This window comes from Methylobacterium guangdongense (assembly GCF_038442355.1).
Classification (GTDB): domain Bacteria; phylum Pseudomonadota; class Alphaproteobacteria; order Rhizobiales; family Beijerinckiaceae; genus Methylobacterium; species Methylobacterium guangdongense.
Genome location: NZ_JBBXMX010000004.1, coordinates 324,620 through 339,184 on the forward strand (window position 1 = coordinate 324,620; position 14,565 = coordinate 339,184).

Here is a 14,565-nt window from a genome sequence, read left to right on the forward strand (position 1 = left end):
CCCCTGTACGGTCCCTGAAGGGACGCCCCGATGAGCCCGGCGTCTTTGCCAATATCGGGGCATCCCGCTACACGATCCCGAGACCGCGCCCGACGCGCACCCTCACGTTCCGCCGATCCAGAGCGTTCGCTCCATGCTGATGCAGACCAAGACCGAGGCGAGGCCGGCCGATCCGGTGTCGCGGCGGCGTACCTTCGCGATCATCTCCCACCCGGATGCCGGCAAGACCACGCTGACCGAGAAGCTGCTGCTGTTCGGGGGCGCGATCCAGCTCGCGGGCGAGGTGAAGGCCAAGCGCAACCGGGTCTCGACCCGCTCCGACTGGATGGGGATCGAGAAGGAGCGCGGCATCTCGGTGGTCACCTCGGTGATGACCTTCGAGTACGGCGACTGCGTCTTCAACCTGCTCGACACGCCCGGCCACGAGGACTTCTCGGAAGATACCTACCGGACGCTGACCGCGGTCGATTCGGCCGTGATGGTGATCGACGCCGCCAAGGGCATCGAGGCGCGCACGCGCAAGCTGTTCGAGGTCTGCCGCCTGCGCGACATCCCGATCGTCACCTTCGTCAACAAGCTCGACCGCGAGGCCCGCGACCCGTTCGAGCTGCTCGACGAGATCGAGAAGACGCTGGCGCTGGACGTCGCCCCGGTGACGTGGCCGATCGGCACCGGCCGCAACTTCTCCGGGACCTACGAGCTCGGCGGCAAGCGCGTGCGCCGGCTCGACGCCGCCGAGGACGCCGGGATGGTCACGGTGTCGGGTCCCGACGATCCGCTGTTCGACGAACTCCTCACCGAGAACGGCGCGGCCGATGCGTGGCGCGAGGAAGTCGAACTCGCCGAGGGCGGCCTGAAGCCGTTCGACCTCGACGCGTTCCGCGAGGGTCACCTGACGCCGGTGTTCTTCGGCTCGGCCCTGCGCAACTTCGGCGTGCGCGACCTGATCGACGGCCTCGCCCAGGTGGCGCCGCCGCCCCGGGGCCAGGATGCCGACAAGCGCCTCGTGGAGCCGACCGAGCCGCGCATGACCGGCTTCGTGTTCAAGATCCAGGCGAACATGGACCCGAACCACCGGGACCGGATCGCGTTCATGCGGGTCTGCTCGGGCAAGCTCAACCGCGGGATGAAGGCGCGCCTCGTGCGCACCGGCAAGCCGATCTCGCTCTCGGCGCCGCAATTCTTCTTCGCCCAGGATCGCGCCATCGCGGACGAGGCCTATGCCGGCGACGTGGTCGGCATCCCGAACCACGGGACGCTCCGGATCGGCGACACGCTCACCGAGGGCGAGGACATCGTGTTCCGCGGGGTGCCGAGCTTCGCCCCCGAGATCCTGCGCCGGATCAAGCTCACCGACGCCATGAAGGCCAAGAAGCTGCGCGAGGCGCTCCAGCAGATGGGCGAGGAGGGCGTCGTGCAGGTGTTCGTGCCGCAGGATGGCAGCCAGGCGATCGTCGGCGTGGTCGGTGCGCTCCAGCTCGACGTGCTGAAGGAGCGGCTCCAGGCCGAGTACGGCCTGCCGGTGGATTACGAGACCTCGCGCTTCTCGGTCTGCCGCTGGGTGTCGTCGGATTCGGAGGTCGAGCTCGACAAGTTCATCGACTCGCACGGCTCGGCCATGGCCAAGGACCTCGACGGGGCGCCGGTTTTCATGGCGACGACGGCGTTCTCGCTCCGCTATGAGGAGGAGCGCTACCCGGCCGTACGCTTCACCGATGTGAAGGATTATCAGAAGCGGGCGGGGTGAGCGGTCCAAGACCACTGATCCAGTCCACGCCCTCATCCTGAGGTGACCGCGTCAGCGGGCCTCGAAGGAGGGTTCCAGCCAGCCGCGCGATCCCTGGAGGGCTCCTTCGAGGCCTCCGCTCCGCTGCGGCACCTCAGGATGAGGGTGGTGGGTGGGAGGTCTTGCCGTTCAGCCGCCCCTCAGAACTTCCCGAGCATCGGGAACTCCACGCTCAAGCTCGACTCCGCCGCCATCGGCGCCTCGCGCTTGCGCGGCTTGCGGTTGAGCACCTGCTTGAGCTTGGCCTTCAGCACCGCCATGTCGAACGGCTTGAGGATGAACGCATCCGCGCCCGCCTGGTGGGCGAGGTTGATGTCCTCGAAGTCGAAGGACGACTCCGTCAGCATGAAGGGCGTGTTCATCAGCGCGTCGTCGGCGCGGATCTCGCGGAGCAGGCTGAGCCCGTCCATCGGCTCCATGTCGAGGTCGGAGATCACCAGGGCGTAGCGGCGCTGCCGCATGCGCTCCAGGGCCTCGGTCGCGCTGGTGACGCCCTCGACATCCGGAAAGCCGATGCGCGTCATCAGCATCACGATCAGCCGGAGAAGCTTCTCCTGATCGTCGACGATGAGGATCGGATTCGATTCACTCTCGGACATCGCGCGACTCAGACGAAGAGGTGGTCGATGCCCTGGCGGGACATCGCGTCGGATTGCAAGGAGAGACACAGCCCGTGGATCGCCGAGGCCTTCGGCGTGCCGCGCTGGAGCATCGGCAGCAAGTTCGCCTTGGCGAACAGCGTCTCGTTTCCGGGCGTGCGCTGGGCGCTCTTGAAGGAATGCACGAACTCGCGCTTGGCGATCTCCCGCCACTCGCTGATCTGCACGTCCCGGTGGCGGCTGTCGGCGCCCACCCGGTCGAAGGTCTCGTGAACCGACGAGCGCTCGCCCTCGATCACCTGGCAGGCGAAGTTGCCCTCGATGACGAGGAAGCTCGTGATGACCGCGAACTCGTTCTTCTTCTGGGCGATGCGGCCGATCTCGGCGATCTGCTCGGACCGCTTCGCCGGGTCCGACGATAGGTTCAGGCGCGAGAAGTAGATGATGTGGACGAGGCTCGTCCGTTTCGCCCGCATGACCCCGAGACCTGAAATCCCCACCGGTGCGGCGCGTCCGGGCCGGATGCGTCGCTCCCAAGTTCAGCCCAGCCGGGATCCTCGCATGAGTCGGGATAACGCGTCGTAAACGCCCGCCGGCCGGGGGCCCCGGCCCGACGCCGCCCGACCCGGCAGGTTTTGCCGAGCCCGGCCGCCTGGGCTGCCAAGGCTGCCGGGTCGGGTCGCGGCGCGCTCAGCGTTTTCAAGGACTTGGCGGTGGCACAGCGGTTGCGGTCGGTCGGGACTGCGGGCCGTGCCGGCGCGCATCGGGATCGCTCGCCATGGATCTTTTCTCAGCCCTGCAGACGTCGGTCTCCGGATTGCAGGCGCAATCCTACGCCATCAGCAACATCTCCGGGAACATCGCCAACTCGCAGACGACCGGCTTCAAGCGCGTCGACACCAGCTTCGTCGACCTGATGAACGAATCGACGCCGAAGCGCGAGACCTCCGGCTCGGTCCTCGCCCAGTCGCAATTGACCAACACGCTGGCCGGCAACGTCGTCGCGACCAGCGTGCCGACCAACATGGCGATCAGCGGCACCGGCTTCTTTACGGTCGTGCAGAAGACCGGAGACGCCAACGGGGCTTCGACGCTCGGCGGCACGGCGATGTACACCCGCCGGGGCGACTTCACGCAGGACAAGGACGGCTATCTGGTCAACGGAGCCGGCGGATACCTGACCGGCACGAATCTCGATCCGAAAACCGGCCAGGTGAAGAATACAGGCCCAATCCAGCTCAACGACGTGTCGCTTCCGGCCCAGGTCACGACGACGATCAACTACGGGGCCAATCTCCCCGCGACACCCGCCACCGCCAATTACACGGCCACGAAGGACGACACCTTCGGCGGGGCGGTGGGGGCATCGGTTGCCTCGGCCGACGCTCCGGACTTCGTCAGCAAGAGCATCGCCGGTCCGTCGGTCACCGTCTACACGTCGACCGGCGCGCCGCTGACGTTGAGCACGCGATGGGCGAAGATGAACGACGCGACGTCGACGACGCCGGCGACGTGGAACCTCTTCTACGCGTCCGATCCGACGGTTTCGGCCACCGCGACCGATTGGACGAATGTCGGGACGGACTTCACGTTCGACTCGACGGGCAAGATGACGGCACCCGCCACGAGTCCGACCACGATCAGCAACGTCAAGATCGGCGACTACACGTTTCCGAGCATCAACCTGAACATCGGGGCCGGTGACCTGACCCAGTATTCCGACTCCACGGGGGCCGTCACCACGAACAAGCTGACCCAGGATGGCAACACGGCGGGATCCCTGACGAGCGTCTCCGTCGGCAGCGACGGTAAGATCAACGGCACGTTCTCCAACGGGTCGGTTGCGGCGATCGCCACGGTCGGCATCGCCCAGTTCGCCAATCCGGACGGCCTGAAGGGCGATACGAGCGGCAACTACGTCCAGACGGTCGATTCCGGCCCCCCGCTCACCGGGCTCAACGGCAGCACGCTTTCGGGCGCCAGCATCGAGCAATCCAACACCGACATTGCGACCGAATTCTCTAAGATGATCGTAACCCAGCAGGCCTATTCTGCGAACACGCGCGTCATGTCGACGGCTCAGACGATGATGTCTGATCTGCTCAACGTGATCCGCTAACGTGTCGGGCGCCGGACCGCGGAGGGCGTGAGATGTCGCTGAATGCGCTTTCGACCGCCACCGCGGGACTGGCCGCCACACAGGCGGCGATCAACGTCGTCTCGCAGAACGTCGCCAACGCGGGAACCGCGGGCTACGTCAAGCGGACGCTCTCGACCATCTCGACCGGCCCCAACAATTCCGGGGTCGCGGCGGGGCAGATCACCCGCAGCTTCGATGCGGCGGCGCTCAACCAGCTGCGGCTGGAGACCTCCGGCGCCGCCTACACCAGCACAAAGGCCGGGATCACGACGCAGCTCGATGCCCTCTACGGCACGCCGGGCACCGCGACGGCGCTCGACGGCACGCTCAACACCTTCACCGAATCGCTGCAGGAACTGGCCGCGAACCCCACCTCGGCGCCCGCCCGCACGACGGTCCTCGGCAACGCCTCGGCGCTGGCCACCCAGATCAACGGCGCCGCCGCCACGGTGCAGACCCTGCGCAGCGGGATCGAGTCTCAGCTCGGCACCGACACGACCGCCGCGGGCGCGCTCCTGAAGAGCATCGCGACCCTGAACACCAAGATCCAGAACACCACCGACGACGCCTCGCTCGCCGATCTGCAGGACCAGCGTGACCAAGCGGTCACCAGCCTGTCGAGCTACATGGACATCAAGACGACGCAGCAGCGCGACGGGACGATCTCGGTCCTGACCCAGTCAGGCGTGACGCTGGTCGACCGCGGCTCCGCGGCGTCGCTGAGCTTCGACGGGCGCGGCACCCTGAACGCCAACTCGACCTATTCGACCGATCCGACACAGCGCTCGGTCGGCACCATCACCGCGACGCTGCCGGGCGGCGGCATCATCGATCTCGGCGCACCGAACGTCCTGCGCTCCGGCAGCCTCGCCGCGGAATTCGAGCTGCGCGACCAGACGCTGCCGCAGGCGCAGCGCCAGCTCGACGACCTCGCCGCCGGGCTCGCCACCGCGCTGACCAACAAGCAGGTCACCGCGACGCAAGGGGCGGGCAATTCCGCCACCATCGACCTGACCGGCCTCCAGGCCGGCAACACCCTGACGATCCCCGCCAGCGCGAACGGCACCGGCCGGAACATCATCCTGGTCGCGTCCGCCGACGGATCATCGATCAGCGCGAGCCAGACCGCGGACTCCAACGCCCTCGTGGCGAAGATCCAGCTCCCGGTCAGTGCGGCGCAGATCAACGCGGCCCTCAGCGCCCTCGATCCGACCCTGTCGGCGGCGGCTGGGTCTGGCGGGAACATCGCGATCACGAGCACGGCCGCCTCACCGCAGGTCGCCGCGACGGCGAGCATCACCGTGCCGACCTCGACGGATCCGGCATCGGGCTATCCGCAGATCGCGCTGTTCGTCGACGGCACCGGCAACACCCTGTTCACGGGCTCCCTCGACGGCGGCTCGAAGCTCGCGGGCCTCGCCCAGCGCCTGACCATCAACAGCAACGTCTCCGCCAACACGGCCTTCCTGACGGCGACGAGCGCCACCGACACCACCGCGACCGGCAAGCGCGCGCAGCTCCTGTTCGCGGCCCTGACCGCCACGCCGATGACCTTCTCGTCGGCGAGCGGGATCGGCGGCGTCTCGGCGCCCTATACCGCCACCGTGGCGGGGTTCGCGCAGGACGTCATCGCGACGCAGGGCGCGGCGTCCGCGAACGCGAACGCGATCGACGCGACGCAGCAGACCGCGCTCTCCACCGCGCAGGCCCGGTTTTCCTCGGCGGCCGGGGTCAACATCGACCAGGAGATGTCGAACCTGATCGCCCTGCAGACCGCCTACGGCGCCAATGCCCGCGTGCTCTCCGCGGCGCGCGACATGCTCAACCAGCTGCTGCAGATCTGATCATGACGACGATCACGCCCTTCGCGGCCGGCTCCTACCTCACGGCCCGCAACGCCTCGAACCTCTCGGCGCTGAAGAACCAGCTGAACGACCTGTCCAACCAGGTCTCCAGCGGGAAGGTGGCGACGACCTATGGCGGTCTCGGATCGGGACGCTCGACGGCACTCGCCGCCCAGGCGACGCTGAGCGCACTCACCGGCTACGCGGCCGGCATCGGCGTCGCCCAGACCCGGACCAATCTCGCGGTCACCAGCCTGACGCAGGTCGCGACGATCGGGACGAGCGCCCGGGACACCCTCAACAACGGCCTCCAGAGCGCCGCGGCCAGCACCGTCGCGGGCCGCGCCACCGCCCTGGCGGACCTGCAGACGGCCCTCGACACGCTCAACCAGTCGGCGGCGGGCAATTACCTGTTCGGCGGCGGCGACGCGACCACCCAGCCGGTGGCCGACATCAGCACGATCCTGAACGGGACGACCAACAGCGACGGGAGCAAGCAGCTCGGCCTCCAGGGCTACATCGCCGACCAAGTGACGGCGGATCTCGGATCGGGGATGGGCCGCCTCGCGGTCTCCGCCACCGGCAGCAACCCCGTGACCGTGTCGGAGCCGAACGATGCGAGCCGCGGGACGTTCGGCTTCACGCTGGGGGGCGCCACGTCGTCGGTCCCCTCCGTGCCCGCGGCGATCACCGCGACAACCGTCGCCGGCACGACCAGCACGCCGGGCACGGTGAGCTTCGACGTGACCGGTCAGCCGGCCGTCGGCGACAGTGTCACGGTGACCCTGAAGATGCACGACGGCACCTCGACGACGCTGACGCTCACCGCGATCTCCGGCTCGTCCGACCCCTCCGCGACGGGCACGGGGGCGACCTTCCTAATCGGCGCGAACACGGCCGCGACCGCCGACAACCTCAACACGGCGCTGCAGGGGGCCCTGAAGGCAGCTGCCGGCACCACGCTGTCGGCCAGCTCGACGGCGACCGCCGCGAAGAACTTCTTCACGGGCTCGGCGAGCGCGCCAATCTATCCCCCGCACATCAACAACCCGAGTGGCACACCCACCTACGTCGCCGGAACGAAGGACAACACCGTCCTCTGGTACCAGGGCGAGGATTCCGGCACGGCGGCGATCGACACCCAATCGGTCCAGATCAGCGCGAGTGCCAGCATCGGCACCGGCGCGCGCGCCAACGATCCGTCGGTCCGGAACGTCCTCGCCGGCCTCGCCACGATGGCCTACGCCCTGCCGGCGACGACGAGCGGCGACGTCAACACCGGCTATCAGGCGGTGGTCGACCGGGCGGGCCAGTTCCTCAACTCCGCCACGACGAGCCCGAGCATCCAGGACAACGTCACCCAGCTTTCCCTGGCGGCCGCGCGCCTCACCAACGCCGCCAGCACGAACGCCGCCACCCAGAACACCGTGCAGAACACCCTCGACGGGATCGAGCAGGCCCCCACCGAGGAAGTGGTGGCCAAGCTTCTCGACGTTCAGAACCGGCTTCAGGCGAGCTACCAGATCACGGCGTCGCTCTCGAAGCTCTCGCTGGTCAATTACATAAGCTGACGAAAACTTGTCTGACGCCGGGGACGCCAAATGCCGGCGCGCATGGTCGATGAACCGGTTCCCGATCGAGGGGCGCGATCATAGTCCTGCCGCTTTCCCGCAGTGAACTGTGGGTTGCGGATGGGCCGTCGTGTCGCCGTCGATGTGAGAAGAGGTTCGCATGTCGCTGTCCGAACCTGTCGAGCTGGTCCGTCGTCTCGGCACCGCGCCGCCGGTCGGCGCCATCGTGCTCGCCGAGCAGGCGGTCGATCTCTACAGCGCGGGCTATACACGCCTGGATGATCGCAGCATCGCCCTCGACATCCTGCTGCGCGACCTCGCGCGGCTGCGCGTCCTTCAGCCGGATCTCGATGGCTTCATCGCGGACGTCGAGGGCTACATCGACCTGCTGCACCGGCAGTTGACGCGTCAGGCCGCCTGAGATGCCGGGTCGGACGCTGCCGGCCGTGCTCCTGGCAGCCCTTTTCCTGACGAGCCCCTCTCGCGCCGCCGAATGGCAGAAGGCGCCGGTGGCGCCTGGGCCGGTGCCGTGCCCGTCGAAGGGGCAGGGCTTCGTGCGCCTGCCCGGCAGTGAGAGCTGCGTGCGCGTGTCCGGACGCGTCACCGCGGGGATGGACCTGCGCGCGGGGCACGCCCCGGTGGCGACGCCGCTCGTGGCGGGCAGCCTCGCGATCGACAACCGCGCCGATACCGATCTCGGCGAGGTGCGGACCTATGTGCGGATCGGCAACGGACGCCGCTGAAATCCGCACCTCAGGCCTTCACGGATAGCCCTCGAGAGGCGTTGCGCTGGACCCGCAGCATCTGTCGAGCCGGTCCGCCCGACCCTTTACCCGGGCGCATGCGGCGTCCGCGGAATGCGATCCGGGACCGAGCGCAGCAGCTCGCGAGGCGTCGATCTCATCTAACCCGTGCCGCTGAAGCGGCGCTTTCCGTGCCCGATTCCGAATCAGGTTCCGCTTCGCTCCCCCCTGTCCGGGAAAGGGGCTGGCGCTACAGATTTTTAGACAGCACCAGCGGTCCGCTGCGGACGCCGCGTCCGTAGGGGGAGGGGGCCGGCGCCTGTCGGCCATAGGTCGCGGGCAGTTGCGCACGGCCGATCTCCTCGGCGAGGGACTTGATCAGGCCCTCCGACACCGTCCTGGCGCTGTCGAGCACGGTCTGGTTCGCCTCCACGGCTGCGGTGAAGCGCTTGTGCGCCGTCCGCAAACGCTCGACGCCCTCGGGATGGAAGCGCTTCAGCGCCACCGCATTGGCCTTCGCGACCTCCAGCCCCTGCATGTAGGCGGCCGCCAGTGCCGCCTTCTGCTCGGAGGCCGCGATGCCCTCCCGCAGTCGCCCAGCGCGGATATGGGCCGCCTCGTCGGCCAGCACGGCCTCCAGCGCGGCCATGTTGCCGAGCACGCCTGCGACCAACGCCTCGGCGGTCACGCGGTCCGCGACGCGCAGCGGTTCAGCCCTTTGCATGGGTCGCTCCATCGCTCGATGCTCCCTGCAGCTTCATGATCTCACGGAAGATCGAATCGGCAATGCCGACCCCGCCGCTCTTCACGATCTGCCCCGCGTATTCCTTAGTCAGCATCGAGCGGTAGACGCCGCCGCCCGTGCCGTTCTCGCCGAGCGGGCCGTCGGTGCCCTCGGACTGGGTGAGGCGATCGAGGCTCGATTCGAGGAACATCGACTCGAAGTCCGTGGCGGTCTTCCAGGCCTTGGCCTTGCCGGCGGTCTTGATGATCCCGTCGACCGCGCTCCCGGCGACCGTGGTCCCGACGCTGGCGGCGGCATTGGCCGCGAGACTGGCGAGTGGCAGCATGGTTTGACCCTCCTCTGACGGATCCGTCACATCAGCTCGATTTCGGCCTGCAGGGCGCCGGCCGCCTTGATGGCCTGCAGGATCGAGATCAGATCGCGGGGGCCGACGCCGAGGGCGTTGAGGCCGTCCACGAGTTCGCGCAGGCTCACGCCCTCCTTGACGAGGGCCAGCTTGTTGCCCTCGCCGGTATCGACCTTCACGCCGGTGCGCGGCACCACGACGGTCCGGCCGTTGGAGAGCGGGGCCGGTTGGCTCACCTGCGGCTGCTCGGTGATCGTGATGGTCAGGTTGCCCTGGGCGATCGCCACCGTGGAGACGTGGACGTCGCGGCCCATCACGATGATGCCGGAGCGCTCGTCGACGATCACCCGGGCGGTCTGGTCGGGCTCGACCTTGAGCTGCTCCACCTCGGTGATCAGCCGGATCATGTTGCCGTTGTAGCGGGCCGGGATCTGGATCGTGACGGTGGCCGGGTCGGTGGGCTCGGCCGTGTCGGCGCCCATGAAGTCGTTGATCGCCGCCGCGATCCGCTTCGAGGTGGTGAAGTCCGGGTTGCGCAGGGACAGGCGCAGGGACTTGGCGTCGTTCAGCTTGAACGCGATCTCGCGCTCGATGTTGGCGCCGTTGGAGATGCGTCCGTTGGTCGGCACGCCCCGGGTGATCTTGGCGGCGGCGCCCTCGGCGGCGAAGCCCGCGATCGCCACCGAGCCCTGCGCCAGGGCGTAGACCTCCCCGTCGGCGCCCAGCAGCGGCGTCACCAGTAGGGTCCCGCCCTGGAGCGACTTCGCGTCGCCGAGGGAGGAGACCGTCACGTCGATTCGGGTGCCCTGCGCCGCAAACGGCGGAAGGCTCGCCGTCACCATCACGGCGGCGAGGTTCTGCGTGCGCATCGTCGCGCCGCGGGTGTTCACGCCGAGCCGTTCCAGCATCGCCTGCAGGGACTGCTTGGTGAACGGGATGTTGTTCAGGGTGTCGCCGGTGCCGTTGAGGCCGACCACGATGCCGTAGCCGACGAGCTGATTCTGGCGCACCCCCTCGATGGAGGCGAGATCCTTGACCCGCGACAGGGCAAGCGCCGGGCCGGAGAGGGCCGCGAGCAGCAGCGCGCCGGCGCAGAGGCCGAAAAGGACTTGCAGCAGACTGTACGCGGGGCGCGAGCGCATGCGGAGGGTTTCACGGGTGAACGGACCTGCCGATACCCTGCCAGGGCCGTGCCATCCGGCTGCGGCCGCCAAGCGCCTCGGATCATTGCTGTTTCGCGCGTTCGGGCGAACCGGATGGCGGCGCGGCGCCGGCACCGGAGCTGCCTACCCGGCAGCTTCTGCCGCCCTGTTTACTGACGCTTAACCCCGTCGGCCGACGTTCCGGTGTGGCGCAGGGGCGCCTGGAGCAACGCGAACCGGATCATGCGCGTCGAGAACCGCCAGCCGATCCAGAGCGCGGGCGGCGTCGCCGCCCCCCGGCGGCCCGAAGGCGGGCCTGGCTTCAGCCTCGATGCGGCTGCGACCCCGGCATCCGGCGCCAACGCGCCCGCGGCGGCTGCGTCGCTCGCCGGGCTCGACGCGGTGCTGCTCCTTCAGGCCGAGACCGAGACCCCGCAGGAGCGGCGTCGCCGCTCGGCCAAGCGCGGCCAGGATCTCCTTGACGGCCTCGATCGGTTGAAGGCCGCTCTGCTCGGCGGCCGGGTGGCACCGCAGGAGTTGCGTGCCATCGCGGGCCGGTTGGCTGAGCGTTCCGGCCCGTCGGGCGATCCGCGGCTCGACGGCTTGATGGCCGAGATCGAGCTGCGGGCTGCGGTGGAACTTGCCAAGCTGGAAACGCGCCGGCGCGCCTGACTACCCGGCCCGCCGCTTCGGCCCGGTGGGCAGCATCTGCGGCTCGCCCGGCCCGGTCTCGACGCCGAGATCCGGCACTGCGATGATCGGCGCGCCCCGGAGGTCCTTGCGGGTCACGATCGCGCCGCGCTCCTCCAGATAGGCCAGCATCCGGCGCGCCCGGCCGCCCGAACTGGTGCCGTAGGCCTCGGCCAGCATCGTGTCGGTGGGGCAGGGCGCCCCTTCGATCGCCGCCCGGGCTACCACGAGGAACAGCCCTGCGAGGTCGTCCGGCAGGCCGGCCGCGATCTCCTGCGCCCGCGTCCAGCCCGAATCGTCGGCGACCGCGCCGCCGGCCTCGGCCCGGGCGACGGCCAGCCGCCGCTTGAATTCGGGCAGGCCCATCGTGTCGCCGCGCAGCCGTCGGATCCGGCACCGGACGGTGAAATCTTGGTAGAGCGTCGCAGGCGTGCAGGCGGCGGCATCGGCATCCGCCAGGACCGAGGCCAGGACTTCGGACAGCGCCGCCTCCCGCGCCTCCGGGTCCATCGGCTCCTCGTCGGGCTCCTCCGCGGGCGCGGGCGGCCGGTAGTTCGCGAGCTGGACGAGCACGTCCGGGGCCGGGGTGGGACGCGGCTTCGGGCGGGGCGCGAGCGGCACGGCGATCTCCTCCGGGCTCGCCGTGAGGATCAGCGAACGGGCATCCTCCGTCGCCTCCGGCAGGGGGACGAGCACCGGCGAGGAACTCCGGCTCACCGTGACGGTCGGCCCGACCGCGATCGTCAGCGGACGCCGCGACAGAGCCGGCCCCAGGGCCACGAAATGTCCCCGCGGCAGATCGCGAAACGTCTCGGCCTGGCGGCGTTCGAGGCCGAGGAGATCGGCGGCGCGGGCCATGTCGATGTCGAGGAAGGTCCGGCCCATCAGGAAGTTCGAGGCTTCCGCCGCGACGTTCTTGGCGAGCTTGGCCAGCCGCTGCGTGGCGATGATGCCGGCGAGCCCGCGCTTGCGCCCTCGGCACATCAGGTTGGTCATGGCGCCGAGCGACAGGCGCCGCGCTTCGTCCGAGACCTCGCCGGCCGCCGCGGGCGCGAACAGCTGCGCCTCGTCGACTGCGACCAGCATCGGGTACCAATGGTCGCGGTCGGCGTCGAACAGCCCGCCGAGGAACGCGGCTGCGGCGCGCATCTGCCCGTCCGCGTCGAGATTCTCCAGCGACAGCACCACCGAGACCCGGTGGGTGCGCACCCGGGCGGCGATCCGCTGCAGGGCGACGTCGTCGCCGTCCGCCCCCACCACTACGTGGCCGTAGGTTTCGCTGAGGCTCGCGAAATCGCCCTCCGGGTCGATGATCGCCTGCTGTACGAGGCCGGCGCTCTGTTCCAGCAACCGACGCAGCAGGTGCGACTTGCCCGAGCCCGAATTGCCCTGGACCAGGAGCCGCGTGGCGAGCAGTTCGGTGAGGTCGAGGAGCGCGGGGCGCTCGCCGGTCAGGCCGAGATCGATGTCGGAACGCATGGTTCCCCATAGCACGCCGATGGCGGCTGCGGACGGTCCGCCGGGGCGCTGTCCACGCTTCCCGCGATACCAGCCCCGCTGTTTCCGGCCTGGACCGCGGCGCTCCGGCCCTGTACGGCCACGCCCCTCCCGGACAGAACCTGGATCTGCGACACGATGGCGGCCTGCGGCCTCGATTTCGGTACGTCGAACACCACCCTGGGGCATCTCGGTCCCGAGGGACCGACCCTGTTGCCGCTGGAGGGATCGCACCGGACGATTCCGAGCGCGATCTTCTTCGAACTCGGCCAGGATCCGGTGATCGGCCGGGCGGCGACGGCGGCCTATGTCGAGGGTCGATCCGGGCGGCTGATGCGCGGCCTGAAATCCGTGCTCGGCACGCCGCTGATGGACGAGGCGACGCCGGTCGGCCGCCAGCGCCTGCGCCTGCGCGACATCATCGCCCGCTATCTCGCGGAGGTGAAGGCGCGGGCCGAGGCGGCCAGCGGCCAAGCCCTCGACAGCGTGGTCCACGGCCGGCCGGTCCATTTCGTCGACGGTGACGCGCAGGCCGACCGCCGCGCCGAGGATACGCTGCGCGAGATCGCCCGCGATGTCGGCTTCCGCGAGGTGTCGTTCCAATACGAGCCGATCGCCGCTGCGCTCGACTACGAGCGTCAGGTCCGGTCGGAAGAGATCGCCCTGGTGGCCGATATCGGCGGCGGCACATCGGACTTCTCGATCGTGCGCCTGTCGCCGGAGCGGCGGGGGAGGCCCGACCGGGCCGGCGACATCCTGGCCAATGACGGCGTGCGCATCGGCGGCACCGATTTCGACCGGCAGCTCAGCCTCGGCACGGTGATGCCGCTGCTGGGCCTCGGCAGCCCGATGCGCCGGGGCGACCTCGCGGTGCCGAACGCCTATTTCCACGACCTCGCCACGTGGTCGGCGATCAACCGCCTCTACAACCCGAAAACCCTGCGCGAGATCGACGAGGTGATCCGCGACTGCGCCCGGCCCGAACTGGTCCAGCGGCTCCACGCGGCCGTGGAGGGCGAGCGCGGTCACGCCCTGGCGGGGGCCGTGGAGGGCGCCAAGATCGCCGCCTCCGAGCGGGGCGACACGGAGCTCGATCTCGGTCTGATCGAGCGCGGGCTCGCCGCCCGGCTCGATCGCGGGACGCTGGCCGGCCAGACGGGCGATCTCGCCCGGGCGGTGGCGGCCCGGATCGGACGCTGCCTCGCCCAGGCCGAGCTTGCGGCGGAGCGGATCGACGCCCTGTTCCTGACCGGTGGCTCCACCGGCCTGCCGCATCTGCGCGCTGCGCTGACCGCGGCGCTGCCGTCCGCCCGGGTGGTGGAGGGCGACATCTTCGGCTCGGTCGGGCTGGGGCTGACGATCGAGGCGGCACGGCGGGGGCTTTGAATTGCCGCGTCATTGACGGGCCGCCCCCGATCCCCGACAAGGCGGCCCGTTACCGATCGGAAACATTGGCGGCCAA

The 14,565-nt window shown here is 69.4% G+C and carries 14 protein-coding genes; 8 read left to right on the plus strand and 6 right to left on the minus strand.

The window, feature by feature from the left end; genetic code table 11:
- Positions 1-133: 133 nt before the first annotated feature.
- Complete coding sequence (locus AAHG09_RS11365) at positions 134-1,747, plus strand: peptide chain release factor 3 (protein ID WP_342107239.1); 1,614 nt, start codon at positions 134-136, stop codon at positions 1,745-1,747.
- A gap of 179 nt (positions 1,748-1,926) precedes the next feature.
- On the opposite strand, the gene AAHG09_RS11370 is transcribed toward AAHG09_RS11365, so the two are convergent.
- Together AAHG09_RS11370 and AAHG09_RS11375 are read right to left on the minus strand one after the other, a co-directional pair.
- Complete coding sequence (locus AAHG09_RS11370) at positions 1,927-2,385, minus strand: response regulator (RefSeq protein WP_342107241.1); 459 nt, start codon at positions 2,383-2,385, stop codon at positions 1,927-1,929.
- 8 nt (positions 2,386-2,393) lie between these two features.
- A complete protein-coding gene (locus tag AAHG09_RS11375; protein ID WP_342107242.1) occupies positions 2,394-2,861 on the minus strand; it encodes a BLUF domain-containing protein in 468 nt (155 codons plus the stop codon).
- A gap of 302 nt (positions 2,862-3,163) precedes the next feature.
- On the opposite strand from AAHG09_RS11375, the gene AAHG09_RS11380 reads away from it, so the two are divergent.
- The 5 genes from AAHG09_RS11380 to AAHG09_RS11400 all read left to right on the plus strand — a co-directional run bounded on the left by AAHG09_RS11380 (position 3,164) and on the right by AAHG09_RS11400 (position 8,683).
- On the plus strand, positions 3,164-4,504 hold the full coding sequence (locus tag AAHG09_RS11380; RefSeq protein ID WP_342107243.1) for a flagellar hook protein FlgE: 1,341 nt from the start codon (positions 3,164-3,166) through the stop codon (positions 4,502-4,504).
- Positions 4,505-4,536: 32 nt separating this feature from the next.
- A complete protein-coding gene (flgK, locus tag AAHG09_RS11385) occupies positions 4,537-6,369 on the plus strand; it encodes a flagellar hook-associated protein FlgK (RefSeq protein WP_342107244.1) in 1,833 nt (610 codons plus the stop codon).
- 2 nt (positions 6,370-6,371) lie between these two features.
- Positions 6,372-7,940 (plus strand): flagellin, encoded by a 1,569-nt coding sequence (locus tag AAHG09_RS11390; protein ID WP_342107245.1) that lies wholly within the window; start codon positions 6,372-6,374, stop codon positions 7,938-7,940.
- Positions 7,941-8,100: 160 nt separating this feature from the next.
- A complete protein-coding gene (locus AAHG09_RS11395; protein ID WP_342107247.1) occupies positions 8,101-8,361 on the plus strand; it encodes a hypothetical protein in 261 nt (86 codons plus the stop codon).
- Position 8,362: 1 nt separating this feature from the next.
- On the plus strand, positions 8,363-8,683 hold the full coding sequence (locus tag AAHG09_RS11400) for a porin family protein (protein WP_342107248.1): 321 nt from the start codon (positions 8,363-8,365) through the stop codon (positions 8,681-8,683).
- A 250-nt stretch (positions 8,684-8,933) separates the two neighbouring features.
- On the opposite strand, the gene AAHG09_RS11405 is transcribed toward AAHG09_RS11400, so the two are convergent.
- From AAHG09_RS11405 to AAHG09_RS11415, 3 genes are read right to left on the minus strand one after another with little or no spacing between them, the layout of a single operon-like run.
- Entirely contained in the window at positions 8,934-9,407 is a 474-nt protein-coding gene (locus AAHG09_RS11405; RefSeq protein WP_342107250.1) for a hypothetical protein, read from the minus strand.
- The gene (locus AAHG09_RS11410) at positions 9,394-9,753 is read right to left on the minus strand and encodes a rod-binding protein (RefSeq protein ID WP_342107251.1); all 360 of its coding nucleotides are present in this window, start codon (positions 9,751-9,753) and stop codon (positions 9,394-9,396) included. The genes AAHG09_RS11405 and AAHG09_RS11410 overlap by 14 nt, the downstream gene beginning before the upstream one ends.
- Before the next feature lie 26 nt (positions 9,754-9,779).
- Positions 9,780-10,916 (minus strand): flagellar basal body P-ring protein FlgI, encoded by a 1,137-nt coding sequence (locus AAHG09_RS11415; protein WP_342107253.1) that lies wholly within the window; start codon positions 10,914-10,916, stop codon positions 9,780-9,782.
- Between the two features lie 243 nt (positions 10,917-11,159).
- Here AAHG09_RS11415 and AAHG09_RS11420 point away from each other — a divergent pair, with 243 nt between their 5' ends.
- Entirely contained in the window at positions 11,160-11,588 is a 429-nt protein-coding gene (locus tag AAHG09_RS11420) for a flagellar assembly protein FliX (RefSeq protein ID WP_342107254.1), read from the plus strand.
- Here AAHG09_RS11420 and AAHG09_RS11425 read toward each other — a convergent pair whose 3' ends face one another.
- On the minus strand, positions 11,589-13,085 hold the full coding sequence (locus tag AAHG09_RS11425) for an ATP-binding protein (protein WP_342107255.1): 1,497 nt from the start codon (positions 13,083-13,085) through the stop codon (positions 11,589-11,591).
- 156 nt (positions 13,086-13,241) lie between these two features.
- On the opposite strand from AAHG09_RS11425, the gene AAHG09_RS11430 reads away from it, so the two are divergent.
- Positions 13,242-14,489, plus strand: coding sequence for an Hsp70 family protein (locus AAHG09_RS11430; RefSeq protein WP_342107257.1), 1,248 nt, complete (start codon positions 13,242-13,244; stop codon positions 14,487-14,489).
- The last annotated feature ends 76 nt before the right edge of the window (positions 14,490-14,565 follow it).

What these genes read in the sequence shown, in the direction of transcription:
- AAHG09_RS11365 (WP_342107239.1), top strand. Translation starts at nt 134, where the DNA reads ATGCTGATGCAGACCAAGACCGAGGCGAGGCCGGCCGATCCGGTGTCG.
- AAHG09_RS11370 (WP_342107241.1), bottom strand. Translation starts at nt 2,385, where the DNA reads ATGTCCGAGAGTGAATCGAATCCGATCCTCATCGTCGACGATCAGGAG.
- AAHG09_RS11375 (WP_342107242.1), bottom strand. Translation starts at nt 2,861, where the DNA reads ATGCGGGCGAAACGGACGAGCCTCGTCCACATCATCTACTTCTCGCGC.
- AAHG09_RS11380 (WP_342107243.1), top strand. Translation starts at nt 3,164, where the DNA reads ATGGATCTTTTCTCAGCCCTGCAGACGTCGGTCTCCGGATTGCAGGCG.
- flgK (WP_342107244.1), top strand. Translation starts at nt 4,537, where the DNA reads ATGTCGCTGAATGCGCTTTCGACCGCCACCGCGGGACTGGCCGCCACA.
- AAHG09_RS11390 (WP_342107245.1), top strand. Translation starts at nt 6,372, where the DNA reads ATGACGACGATCACGCCCTTCGCGGCCGGCTCCTACCTCACGGCCCGC.
- AAHG09_RS11395 (WP_342107247.1), top strand. Translation starts at nt 8,101, where the DNA reads ATGTCGCTGTCCGAACCTGTCGAGCTGGTCCGTCGTCTCGGCACCGCG.
- AAHG09_RS11400 (WP_342107248.1), top strand. Translation starts at nt 8,363, where the DNA reads ATGCCGGGTCGGACGCTGCCGGCCGTGCTCCTGGCAGCCCTTTTCCTG.
- AAHG09_RS11405 (WP_342107250.1), bottom strand. Translation starts at nt 9,407, where the DNA reads ATGCAAAGGGCTGAACCGCTGCGCGTCGCGGACCGCGTGACCGCCGAG.
- AAHG09_RS11410 (WP_342107251.1), bottom strand. Translation starts at nt 9,753, where the DNA reads ATGCTGCCACTCGCCAGTCTCGCGGCCAATGCCGCCGCCAGCGTCGGG.
- AAHG09_RS11415 (WP_342107253.1), bottom strand. Translation starts at nt 10,916, where the DNA reads ATGCGCTCGCGCCCCGCGTACAGTCTGCTGCAAGTCCTTTTCGGCCTC.
- AAHG09_RS11420 (WP_342107254.1), top strand. Translation starts at nt 11,160, where the DNA reads ATGCGCGTCGAGAACCGCCAGCCGATCCAGAGCGCGGGCGGCGTCGCC.
- AAHG09_RS11425 (WP_342107255.1), bottom strand. Translation starts at nt 13,085, where the DNA reads ATGCGTTCCGACATCGATCTCGGCCTGACCGGCGAGCGCCCCGCGCTC.
- AAHG09_RS11430 (WP_342107257.1), top strand. Translation starts at nt 13,242, where the DNA reads ATGGCGGCCTGCGGCCTCGATTTCGGTACGTCGAACACCACCCTGGGG.